Source organism: Enterobacter sp. 2VL (genome assembly GCF_005503595.1).
GTDB lineage: Bacteria > Pseudomonadota > Gammaproteobacteria > Enterobacterales > Enterobacteriaceae > Enterobacter > Enterobacter cancerogenus.
This window is the reverse complement of the sequence record NZ_SCNE01000001.1, coordinates 297,586-310,218: the sequence shown is the minus strand read 5'-3', so window position 1 is coordinate 310,218 and position 12,633 is coordinate 297,586. Positions and strand designations below refer to the sequence as shown.

Genomic DNA, 12,633 nt, shown 5'->3' with positions numbered 1-12,633 from the left:
TAACGGGATGATAAGTCTCCAAAAGTGATGAAGAAAATGACAAACAAGTTAACAAATAGTAAAGAATACGCTGAATTTGAAACAGGGGTTTCAAAGGAAAGCGTCTCCCATTTAATCTGGTGTGCACTTATATCACTCTATTTGCATAAGCAGCAGAGAGGTGAAATGACCTCGAATAGTGAAAATTTTCACCTTTTACGCTGGTATGCACGAGCAATGAAAAACAGAACATTTGCTGAAAAGTATTCGCAGACACTACGGTTTTTGCTGCATAACTGGCAAGAATCGGGGTTGTCTAACCAGCTCCACCAGTATCTTCTGCATATGTGGATTGCCTACGTTTAATTCGTCGCAACACCGTCGCTAGACCCAAGCCTTAGAGCAAGTATTTCAATGTTAAAAAGCGTCACGATGTAAATCCTGACGCTTTCAACGTGATAAGATAATGCCTCCTGGATCAAGGTTCCAGATACGAGTTTTCATTTACCGTTTCTGGCGCACTATAAAAGTATCCTGGCGGAGGGGCAATACCCCATTCAGGGGACCATGCATAAACCCAACCATCATTTGGCATGAAAGTATTTTCGAGCTGCCACGTCTGATAACTGATTAGGCCAACATTCAGGAAACGGTAAGGTCGCTTGCCAATAAGTCGATTCTCGGTTCCGTCCATTTTTCCAAGAACGGTAATATATCGATTGCGGAAATTATCAGGATCAAGGAATTTATCTGAATAGATCAACACACGGCCCTGGAAAGATTGTTGGATTTTAGGTTGCGCATAGCTATTGAGAGGCAGCACCGCTAATTCAATAATTGTACGGTTTGGAAGGTTAATGACATTCAGAACCTTCCCGCCCAGTCGAACCTCCTGCCCCTTATACATATCAGGCATCAATGAAAGTTGTTCATAGGTTGCGGGACTCACTGCAACCTCCCCGCCCTTCAAACTATCAGGTATCATGGAACACCCTGAGAGCAATAGGGTTGAAAAAAGGGTAAAGCTAATGATTGTTTTCTTAACACTTTTCGTCGTCACTCGAATATCCTTGGTGAAATACAGCGAAATAGATTACGTTCAACGTAACGCGTCTTGATTCGATTCGAATTACGCCCCGAATGGAATCAATGCAACACTTGAACGATTTTAATGACTAACACATCAGCAAAGAATGAGATTACAGATCACGCTTTGTCATCTCCGTCTTACTGTTGTCATCCTGAGGGAAATTACGGGAGAAATTAACATCCACAACCCAGGCGGATTACTTTATGGATTCCTTTAGCGATCTGTAACGCTCCCCTTTCTTCCCTCGCTAAAAGGAGGACGGGCGAACCAAACCAGTACAGTGAGCAGGATAAATGCAATAGCAGAAAGGCGAAATATTTCATTTGCAGAAATCACCATTCCTTGCTGTGTTATCAATTGATTAATTTCACCTAGCGACTGAGAAAATGACAACCCAATATGTCCTGTTTGTTCAAGGAAGGCATGTAAAACGGGGTTAAAAAAATTAATTGGACCGGTCAGTAACGTATGCTGGTCGGATTCCCAGCGACTCCAGAGGGTCATGGTCAGTGAGGTGCCTATTGACCCCGACAACGTGCGGAAAAAGTTACTCATACTTGAGGCATTAGCAAATTTATTATCCGACAGGCCTGAAAGGGTTATCGTGGTCAGTGGAAGGAAAAAGCACGCCACCGCGCAGCCTTGCAGAATCTGAGGGCTAATGATATTGAGAAAATTTATCTCAGCCGTAAATGTCACTGACCGCCAGTAATAGCAGATAGCATAAATTATGAAACTGAAGGTCACAAGAATGCGCATATCAATCTTGTTGCCATAAAAGCCGATGACAGGTGATAGAATTAAAGGCATGAGTCCGATTGGAGCATAGGCCAGCCCCGCCCAGATTGCATTATACCCCATTGTTTCCTGCAATAGCTGCGGCATTAGTACAATCGCACCTGAATAAAATAGAAAAGCACAGGAAGTGCAGACGATTCCAATGCTAAAATTCCTCGATTTAAATAAACTCAGGTCAAGAATGGGGTTATCGTCCGTTGATTCCCAGATAATCAATGATATAAGTGAGATAACCGATATTATTGCGAGTGCTATAATCGTGGTAGAATTAAACCAGTCCAAATCTTTGCCTTTATCAAGCATGATTTGTAAGGCCCCCACCCCCAGAACCAGCAGGGTTAACCCAAAGTAATTCATTTTCACTGATTGCGTTTCAGTTTCACGTCCTTTTAACAGTGTGGCGGTGAGTGAAACAGCGATGACGCCCATGGGCACATTAATTAAAAATATCCAGCCCCAGCTGTAATTATCGCAAATATATCCCCCCAAAATGGGGCCGCAAATAGGCGCAATAATCACCGTCATTGACCACATGGCCAGTGCAAAGGTCCTTTTTTCTGGCGGATAATTTCGCAGCAGCAGGCTCTGTGACAGCGGGACAAGCGGGCCCGCCATCGCCCCCTGCACTACGCGAAAGAAAATCAGCATATCAAGGCTCGTCGAGCAGCCGCATGCCAGCGACGCGAGTGAAAAACAGGTTACTGAAGATAAAAAAAGGCGTAATTCGCCGAAGCGCTGGGCGAGGCGACCCGTTAAAGGAATCGCGATCGCATTTGCGACCCCAAAGGAGGTGATTACCCACGTCCCTTCATCCGTGGAGGCGCCCAGAAAGCCTGAAATGGTCGGGATTGCGACATTGGAAATCGTGGAGTCCAGCATCTGCATAAAGGTCGCCAGCGAAAGCGCGAACGTCATGCAGATCAGCGTCGCACCGCGCAATGGCTCCGGCAAAGATTTGAGGATATTCATTAGCGTTGACCATTGATTTTGATGATTTTGTGAATTTCATCGTCTACTGGCCCGGTATCAATTACGAGGGCATCGCTGGCGTACGCAGGAACAACTGAGGTAACGTATGAATTCACCGGCATCGGGGCGCTGGTGGTTCCGTCAGTATCGATTGTTGCATTCATCGACAAGCCAATTCGCAGGGGGTATCGTCCTATTTCGCCTTTATCCAGTTCTATTTCAACAGGCACGCGCTGAACAACTTTGATCCAATTACCGGATGCATTTTGCGATGGAAGCAGCGAAAACGCATTGCCCGTTCCCATATTGATGCCCTTAACCTGACCGTGAAAGATGACCTTATCTCCATAGAGATCGCTGGTAAGCGTAACCCTTTGGCCGATTTTGACGTTCGTTAATTGTGTCTCTTTGAAATTGGCATTTACCCACATTTGCTGGGCTGGCACCACGGCCAGCAGCGGCTGGGCAGAAGCGATCGTCTCGCCAACCTGGACATTACGCTGCGCCACATAGCCCGTAACAGGGCTGCGTATATCCGTTCGCTGCAGCGCAAGCCAGGCCTGTTTCATCTGTTCCGCGGCCTGGAGCACCTGAGGCTGTTTCTCCAGGGTGGTATCCATAATTAAAGCCCTGTTAGCGTTATAGGCCTGAATAGCCGCTTCCAGTGCCGCTTTGCTGCTGATCGCATTATCTTTTGAATGTTCCAAATCTTCACGGGCGATAAGTCCACTTCCCGCAAGACGTTGCCTCCTGAGATAATCCTCTGAAGCCTGTTTTGATTGAATTTGCGCAGCGGCAACATTGGCCTGATATTGAGATGCGAGTAGATAAAGTTTACGCATTTCGCGTACCGTATTAGCAAGATTGTTTTTTGCCTGATTGAAGGCAATCAGCGTATCCGTTTTATCCAAACTGACAAGGATATCCCCCTGATGCACATATTCCGTATTGGTATAATTTACGCTCGTCACGCTGCCGCTTATTTGTGATGAGATGGAATTCATGTTACCCGTCACATAAGCATCATCCGTACTAACCTGATGCCTGAGAATAATATCCCAGTAAGAAAATAGGCTAATCGCTGCCAACAGTAACACGACTAAAAATACAGCAAAATATATTTTCCTGGTCTTCTTTTTTTCTAATGTTTTGTCCTGTTCCACTTTTCAGTCTCTTGTTAAGATCATGTATTGATAACTCACATAAGATTTAACAAACAGTAAACACCTCTGTTTGTGAGAAATGCACAATATGTCCATTGCGAATGAGAACAGGATAGAAAGACTTCATAAATATAAAAGCAGATTTCCCTGATATATTTGCCTCAAAATTCCTACAACTGTCATCCCACACTCAAAAATATAAACGTAAGAACATGATTTTCAACAACTAATAACTCCAATTGCATTCATTCATGTTTCGTTTAATTTGTTGGCTTTACCATGACTCTTGTTTTATACCTCTCTTTCCTCCAGGTCAGTTTTGACATGGAACTATTATCGTTTGAATCTTCAATCTCTGTGACACGTTGAGTTCGCAGCGAAAACAATTTTAATTGGATAAGATATTTAAATGAAAGCGATTATCATTGACGATCACCCTCTTGCTATTACGGCTATACGTAATTTACTGCGTAAGCACGCCATGGAAATTTTGGCCGAACTCGGCGATGGCAGTAAGGCAGTTCATTACATGGAAACGCTTAAACCTGACATCATGATCATTGACGTAGATATTCCAGGTTACAATGGCATTCAAGTTTTAGAGAAGCTGAGAAAACGCCATTACACCGGCATAGTCATTATCGTTTCGGCCAAAAATGATTATTTTTATGGTCGCTATAGTGCGGAAGCAGGAGCAAACGGATTTGTTAGTAAAAAGGAGGGTGTCAATAATATCATTGCGGCCATTGAAGCGGCGAAAAATGGTTATTGTTACTTTCCCTTCGCCCTCGAACGTTTTACCGGACGTCTTACTTCTGACCAGCAGAAATTAGATTCGCTGTCCCGGCAGGAGATCGCCGTACTGCGCTACATACTCGATGGGTGTGATAACAATACCATCGCCGAGAAAATGTTTATCAGCAATAAAACCGTTAGTACCTATAAGAGTCGACTGATGGAAAAACTTGAGTGCAAATCACTTATGAACCTTTTCACGTTTGCGCAGAACACTAAGATCTGGTAACCGAATGCATCTGATCAACGTTTTTGTCATCCCCTTTTTTCTCTTTTTCCATGTACATGTCTTTGCCCTACCAACTTACACGGATGTCAATATTCAGTACACCAATGGCAGCGTCGAACTGGACGATTTGCGTTTAACTGATGACGAGCTTCGCTGGCTCAACAGCAAGAAGCAATTTTTTATTGCCATCGACCGCACCATGCATTCGACGCTGCTGCAAACCGTTCCTGATCAAAAAGCGAAAGGGATCAACGTCGATTATCTGGGATTACTGCAGCAAAACCTCAAGGTTAATATCGTGCTGCGGATCTATCCTCAAGCGAGTGATGCCGCTAACGCGCTAAAGAATGGTGATGTCGACGTCATGCTGACGGACCTGCTTAACACACGTCCGAAAGATGTCTCCTTTAACGTCTCCCGACCCCTTATCACCACCTATCCGGTGCTGGTAACCACGATTGAAAACACCATGAGCCCTATCGGTACTCACCAGCCCGTGAGCATTGCTCGGGTGAAAGGCTATCCAACGAACTCGGACATTTATCGTTCATTCCCCAATGCCACCATTATCGATTATGACGATTACTACGAGGCGCTTGCCTCCGTTTCTTCCGGCGATAATCTGTATTTTATCGGCAGCAATATCGTGACCAGTACGTTAATCTCCCGCTACTTCACACACTCTCTCAATACTATCAAATATTATGATTGCCCCTGTAAAAGCAGCTTCTTTTTCACCCGTAAAGAGATGCCCGTACTGCCCGAGATCCTGAACAGGTTTGTCAAAAGTCTGACGAATGAGGTCAGACGGGATGTTGCGCAAAATTGGCTTAATGTCGGCAATCTGGATTTTATTAACCAGCCTCTGGCGCTAACGAAGCAGGAAAGGAAATGGATAAAAAAGCACCCTACGGTCAATGTGCTGGTAACGTCCTTCCACCCTCCTTTTCTCATCACCGATAAAGAAGGAACCCCTCGCGGCATGATGGGCGATCTGCTTAATATCATCGAGCTGCAAACGGGAATGAAATTTGTGCCTGTCTCTTCCCCCGTGACACCCTCGGGCGAAGCCCTTCATCCTGAAGGAAACTGGGATATTTTTCCTGGCGCAATCTATACAGAGCAACGTGAACATCAGGTCGCTTTCACCAATGCACTCATGATGTCACCCTATGTCTATGTCATAAAAAAAGATCGGATGAAAATCCACAAAATTCTGCCGGGTATGAAGGTCGGATTACCCCTTTATTACGGGTTGGGAGAAACGCTGAAAGCGCAGCATCCTGATGTGGAATGGGTGGCTGTTGACAATGCGAGTGCAGCATTTCATCAGGTTCAGGAAGGTAAGCTTGATGCGCTAGTTACCTTACAGCCCACGGCGCAATATATGCTCGACCATTACTATCCGGATTCGCAGATTTTCTTTCGCATTCAGGATATTCCTCGTGCGGCAATTACCTTTGCCCTGCCCCGCGGTGAACCTGAGTTGAAAAGTATTATTGATAAAGCCCTGAATAATTTACCGCCGAGCGAATTGCTGCGCTTAACCGAAAAATGGACAAAGATGCCCAATGTCACAATCGATACATGGGATCTTTATAGCCAGCAGTTTTACATTGTCACAGCTCTTGCGGTGTCACTGATAGTCAGTAGCCTGCTTTGGGGCTTTTATCTGCTACGCGAAGTGAATCGTCGTAAAGCGATACAGGGCGATCTGGAAAATCAAATCTCCTTTCGCAAAGCCTTGTCAGATTCTTTACCCAACCCAAGCTATGTGGTTGAACCCTCAGGTCTTATTGCCAGTCATAACAGCGCATTTGCCCAGTATTTCACCCCGGAATACTACGCGACAGCATCGTTGCCCTTAACGCATCCGCATTCGCCATTCTTAACCATCATGGCTGAATTTTCGGGCTTGCAACTCGACGAGGACGGCTATCGTCCCATCATTACGTGCGAGTTTGAAATCAGTAATGGCCTGGCGACGCGTTATATCAAACACTGGGTGACCTTTTGCGACATGCCTGCCAGCGCAGACAGGGTGTTCATTTGTGGCTGGGAAGACATCACTGAAACGCATTCTCTCATTCATGCACTCGAGGTTGAAAAAAACAAAGCCATTGACGCGACGGTAGCCAAGAGTCAATTCCTGGCCACGATGAGTCACGAGATTAGAACACCGGTAAGCTCCATTATGGGTTTTCTGGAACTGCTCGCCAGTCAAACACAGTCCGCTGAACAACAGGCGGAAGCCATGAAACTCGCGTATTCAACAGGACAATCTCTGCTTGGCCTGATTGGTGAAATCCTGGACGTCGACAAAATAGAGTCCGGCAAGTATCAGTTGCAGCCCGAATGGGTTGGCCTGGCAGACCACCTCATGATGATTTACCGTGCCTACCACACGCTCGCCGCCAGAAAAAACATTGCCTTAACGATCGACAGTTCTATCGCTCAAAATAGCCTGGTCATGATTGATCCTCAGGCAATCAAGCAGGTCCTTAACAACCTGTTAAGCAATGCGTTGAAATTTACAGAGGCAGGTGGCGTAACGCTTCATGCTTCGCTGACTCAGGGAGATAACGACACGGCAAGACTGGTTATCCACGTCAAAGACTCCGGCTGCGGGTTAAGCGAAGAGGAACAAAAAGTGCTCTTCAAGCCTTACAGCCAGACACGATGTGGGCGTCAGCAAACGGGCTCAGGGCTTGGATTGCTTATTTGCAAACAGCTTGTCGCCAAAATGCAGGGTGAGATTAGCGTAAAAAGTTGTCCTGGCGTTGGGTCGACTTTCAGCATTTCTATCCCCGTTGCCATAATGTCACGCAAGAGCATGGTGGCCGATAACCATCAGAATTCCTGTCAGCTCTCAGCCCGTTTAAAGATCCTTATTGCGGACGATCACCCGACCAATCGTCTCCTTCTTAAAAGACAGCTGAATACGCTTGGCTATGCCGTGACAGAGGCTTGCGATGGCCAGGATGCGCTTATCAAGGCCAGTGAGCAGCATGTTGATTTGTTAATCACTGATATCAACATGCCGAAACTCGACGGGTTCGAGTTGACGCAGGCGCTACGTCAGAAAAATCACCCGCTAACGATATGGGGACTCACTGCCAATGCGCAAACGCACGAACGTGAGCGCGCGCTGAGCCATGGCATGGATCTGTGTCTGTTTAAACCCCTAACCCTGGATAGGCTAAAAATCCACCTGAGCCAACTGAATGTCGTCACGGCACCTTCTACCGCGTATCAACATCTTGATATCGAAAGGCTTCAGGCCGATACCGAAAATGATCCGGAGCTCATACGCGAAATCCTGATGACCTTCATCGACGCTCTCCATGAAGATTTATCCCTGGCGAAACTGGCGTGGCAGGAGGAGGACTGGCCGGCGTTCAAAAAACGTATCCATCGTATTCATGGCTCCGCCGGCATACTCAATCTGATAGATTTGCGCAAAATATGCCACCAGCTCGAGTCCCTGATCACTCCACCTGACGCTAAAATAATTACAAAGCAAATGGAAAAACTGGAAGCCTGCTCGGGCGAAATTGAACAGGAGATTGCACACTATCTTACCAACGCTGACGCCTGACCTGCCCTTTCCCGGAAGCGCTGTCATCCTTCTTTCGGGAAAGGATTTCTTAGGTAAATTCCCTACGGACTGCCTCGCCATGCTGGTTAAGCGTGGCCGCTCCCGTGCGGTAATGCGGATCCTGATAGCCGCTGAGCTTAATTGGGTTACCGGGCATCCGTACGCCACCGGCTTCAATCATCATATTTCTGGCCTGCGTCTGCGGGAGTTCTACCGCTTCTGCCACGGTCAGAATGGGGGCTACGGGCACACCTGCGTCGTCCAGGCGCGCCAGCCAGACGGCGGAGGGTTGTCTGGATACTATCGCCTCAATTTCTGCCTTAAGCTCCGCCTGATTTGCCACGCGCTGCAGGTTCGTGGCGAAACGCGGGTCGACGGTCAACTCCGCTCGCCCAAGGGCGCAACACAATGCTTCGAACAACTTGTCGTTCCCACAACAAATGCTGATGGGTTTATCCGCTGTGCTGAATACGTCAAAGGGCGCCATATAGGGATGGCGGTTGCCAAGACGTGGTGGCGTGTGGCGTGTGGCGATGTAGCTCATCATTCCATGTTCAAGAAACGTGAGCGTCGAATCAAACATCGCGATATCCACCTGTACGCCGCGCCCCGTTTTTTCCCGTCCGTATAGAGCGCTGGCAATACCACTAAACAAATACAGCCCCGCACACAGATCGGAAATAGAGGTGCCCACCCTAACGGGAGGCCCGTCTGGAAAACCGGTCTCCATCATCAGGCCGCTCATGCCCTGAATCACGGTGTCATACGCAGGGGCATCCTTCAGTGGCCCGGTGTGACCAAACCCTGACGACGATGCGTAGATAAGCCGGGGATTAATCGTCTGTAAGGTCTTCCACGAGTATCCTAGTTTTTCCAGCGTCCCTGGGCGAAAATTTTCTGCCAGCACATCGGCTTTTTTCAGCATATTGACGAAGACTGCCCGGTCCGTGTCGGTCTTAAGATCGAGCACCACGCTCTCTTTGCCCCGATTAACGAAGCTGTAATATAAAGACTGACCGTTAAGAAACGGGCCGTACATCCGGGTATCATCTCCGTGGCCGGGCGGCTCGATTTTAATCACGCGTGCGCCCAGGTCGCATAAAATTTGCGTACCGAACGGGCCATTCAGTACATGTGTCATATCAATCACCAGAAGGCCGCTAAAAGGCCCTGGTACGTTCGTTTCATACATGACGTTAAGCTCAGTGTGGGTTGCGAAAAACCATCAAGGCTTCTCGCAACCAAAATGCGAAAGTGCGACTTAAGAAAAGAGGCGGCTGATGTATATCCACATCGGTGCAGTGATCATAAAACCCACGACGCTGACAGCCAGGGAGGCGGTACCGGAACGTGTATAGGTATTAAACCGACTGGCGATGATAATGCCGGAGAAGGCTGGAGGCAGTGCGCCAACCAAAACGGTCATCTGGAGCTGCTCCGCATTGAGGTGGAATAGCACGCCTACGATCAGCAAAATCAACGGCATAAGTATCAGCTTAAGGAAGGTGTTATAAACAATCTCCAGACTGAGTTCGAACTTATGGGCCGCCAGCGTAAGCCCGGCTGCGAATACCGCTACACCCGAGTTAGTTTTGGCGATGAGATTGAAGCACGGATCCCAGGAAGCCGGAATTTTTATACCAAGCAGTACCAAAATCGTGGCCAGCAGCGGCACCCAGACTACGGGTTCTTTAGCTGCAGATATAAGCGCATCAAATTTGCCTCCTTTCATGCCCTCTTTACCCTCAGCAGGGTTGAGTAAATACAACCCGAGAGGAATCGTAATCGCGTTCACAATAATCGAGATGATGGCGACCACCAGCCCGGTTGAAACCGAGGCACCGTAGATGGGGTCAAGCACGGCAAACCCAAGAAAACCTACCGTGGGTGAACCCGCTATCAGCGCGCAGACTGCTGCTTCCGCCCGGGTTCGTTTGAAGAATTTGTAACAGCTGAACCAGGAAAACAGAAAACAGCCCACGATGACAACCAGCGAAATCAGCGTCAGCCGGGAGTCGGCAAAGATCATGTCGCGATTCGCTCGGGCAATCGACACAAAGAGTGCCGCAGGGAGCGCATAATTTAGCACCAGCTTGTTAAGCGCCCTTGCCTGCTCCTCATCAAAAGCCTGGCGCTTACCGCTGACATACCCCAGCAGCATAACGACGATGATGGGCAACAAATCGCCGGTAAAAAAAGTAAACATAACGATATCCTTACGGTCTCCCCTCTGCGCTACACCAGAGGGGAAGTTAATGCGGGGAGTGTCTTAATGACTGGCCAGATGTTTAGGATTCAGCCTTGTAATATGACCGCTCTCTGTGCCCACCTCTGGATCAATCACCACATTAATGATTGAAGGCTTTCTGGATTCAATGCTGGCCGTGAGCGCGTGACGGATCTCTTCTTCGTTTGTCGCGTTAAAGCCCAGCCCACCAAAGGCATCCATGAGTTTGTCATAGCGCGCGTGGCGTAGCAGATCTGTCGGTGAGGGGTCGCCCTTGCCGCTGAGATCTTTCCCATCACCGCGATAGATCCCGTTGTTATTGAAGATGATGACGGTCACAGGCAGGCCGTACCGACAGACGGTTTCGATGTCCATGCCGCTAAATCCGAACGCACTGTCGCCTTGAATCGTCACCACCGGGTTGCCGGTTGTGGTGCTGGCTCCGATGGCATAGCCCATCCCTATTCCCATAACACCCCAGGTCCCACAATCCAGGCGGCGGCGAGGTTTATACATTTCGATAATGTTTCTCGCATTATCCAGCGTATTGGCCCCTTCATTGACGAGGTAAATATCGGGGTAGTCGGCGAGCACATCGCGGATCGTTCCAAGCGCGTTGAAATAGTTCAGCGGAGCGGTGACAGTGTTCACTTTCGCCTGCATTTTATCGGTATTGACCTGTTTATGGACGTTCAGGATATCGCGCCACGCCAGGGGTACGCTGAACGGATTTTGGGTCAATACAGACACCATTTTCTCCATTCCTGAGCTGATATCGCCCACAACCGGTGCAGCAATTTTTCGGTTGCTGTCGATTTCCTGAGGTTCAATATCCAGTTGAATAAACTGCACATCCTCTGACCACCCTTTTTTACCGTGACCGAGCAGCCAGTTGAGACGGGCCCCCACAAGCATCACGACATCGGCATTCTCCAGTGCAAACGAACGCGCCGCCGCCGCCGAGAGCGGATGCGTGTCTTCCAGCAGTCCCTTGGCCATGGACATAGGAAGAAAGGGGATCTGAATACCCTCAATAAAGTCGCGGATCGCTTCATCAGCCTGAGAATACGCCGCTCCTTTTCCAAGGATGACCAGCGGACGTTCAGCCTTTTCCAGCAGCGATATCGCACGAAGGATCGAAACGTCATCCGGCTGCTGCCTGAAGGCCAGTTGGTCAAGCTTAACAATACTTTTTTGGGCCTCGGTGACGCTCAGCGTAGCGGACAAAACGCCTGCCGTCAGATCGAGATACACCCCTCCCGGCCGCCCGGACGTCGCTGCACGCATAGCGCGTGCCAGCGCAATACCAAGATCTTCTGGCTTGTTGACACGATAAGAGGCTTTAGCATAGGGTTTAGCCGCATTCATCTGGTCCAACTCTTCGTAATCGCCTTGCTGAAGGTCGACGATGGCACGGTCGCTGGAGCCACTGATCATAATCATCGGAAAACCGTTTACCGTGGCATTGGCAAGGGCTGCCAGCCCGTTCATAAAGCCTGGCGCGGAAACGGTCAGACAAACTCCCGGCGTTTGGGTGAGATATCCGCGGATGGCCGCAGCATGACCTGCTGATTGCTCGTGACGAAAACCGATATAGCGAATGCCTTCCTCCTGTGCATGTCGCGCCATATCCGTAATGGGAATACCCGCGACCCCATAAATACAGTCAATATTGTTTTGCTTAAGTGCCTCGACGATAATATGCATACCGTCAGTCAGTTCTTGTTCTTCCGACATTATGAATTGCCTCTGAAGTCTTTAAAAAGAGGAGCCAACGCTCCTCTA

8 protein-coding genes are annotated in these 12,633 nt (G+C 48.4%); 2 read left to right on the top strand and 6 right to left on the bottom strand.

The features are described 5' to 3' along the window. Positions 1-457 precede the first annotated feature (457 nt). The 3 genes from FFS28_RS01550 to FFS28_RS01540 all read right to left on the bottom strand — a co-directional run bounded on the left by FFS28_RS01550 (position 458) and on the right by FFS28_RS01540 (position 3,999). On the bottom strand, positions 458-1,039 hold the full coding sequence (locus tag FFS28_RS01550; RefSeq protein WP_158300375.1) for a Slp family lipoprotein: 582 nt from the start codon (positions 1,037-1,039) through the stop codon (positions 458-460). 243 nt (positions 1,040-1,282) lie between these two features. After that, entirely contained in the window at positions 1,283-2,836 is a 1,554-nt protein-coding gene (locus FFS28_RS01545; RefSeq protein ID WP_137848556.1) for a DHA2 family efflux MFS transporter permease subunit, read from the bottom strand. Then, positions 2,836-3,999, bottom strand: a complete 1,164-nt coding sequence (locus tag FFS28_RS01540; protein ID WP_137848555.1) for an EmrA/EmrK family multidrug efflux transporter periplasmic adaptor subunit — start codon at positions 3,997-3,999, stop codon at positions 2,836-2,838. The genes FFS28_RS01545 and FFS28_RS01540 overlap by 1 nt, the downstream gene beginning before the upstream one ends. A 409-nt stretch (positions 4,000-4,408) precedes the next feature. Here FFS28_RS01540 and evgA point away from each other — a divergent pair, with 409 nt between their 5' ends. Then, positions 4,409-5,023, top strand: coding sequence for an acid-sensing system DNA-binding response regulator EvgA (gene evgA / locus FFS28_RS01535; protein ID WP_058608847.1), 615 nt, complete (start codon positions 4,409-4,411; stop codon positions 5,021-5,023). A 4-nt stretch (positions 5,024-5,027) separates the two neighbouring features. Next, a complete protein-coding gene (locus tag FFS28_RS01530) occupies positions 5,028-8,621 on the top strand; it encodes a response regulator (protein ID WP_137848554.1) in 3,594 nt (1,197 codons plus the stop codon). A gap of 49 nt (positions 8,622-8,670) precedes the next feature. Here the strand turns inward: FFS28_RS01530 and yfdE are convergent, their stop codons facing one another. The 3 genes from yfdE to oxc all read right to left on the bottom strand — a co-directional run bounded on the left by yfdE (position 8,671) and on the right by oxc (position 12,585). Next, entirely contained in the window at positions 8,671-9,813 is a 1,143-nt protein-coding gene (gene yfdE, locus FFS28_RS01525; RefSeq protein ID WP_137848553.1) for a CoA:oxalate CoA-transferase, read from the bottom strand. Between the two features lie 69 nt (positions 9,814-9,882). After that, positions 9,883-10,827: a transporter YfdV gene (yfdV, locus tag FFS28_RS01520; RefSeq protein ID WP_088207324.1), complete on the bottom strand. Its 945-nt coding sequence runs from the start codon at positions 10,825-10,827 to the stop codon at positions 9,883-9,885. A gap of 63 nt (positions 10,828-10,890) precedes the next feature. Further along, positions 10,891-12,585 (bottom strand): oxalyl-CoA decarboxylase, encoded by a 1,695-nt coding sequence (oxc, locus tag FFS28_RS01515; protein ID WP_137848552.1) that lies wholly within the window; start codon positions 12,583-12,585, stop codon positions 10,891-10,893. Positions 12,586-12,633 lie beyond the last annotated feature (48 nt).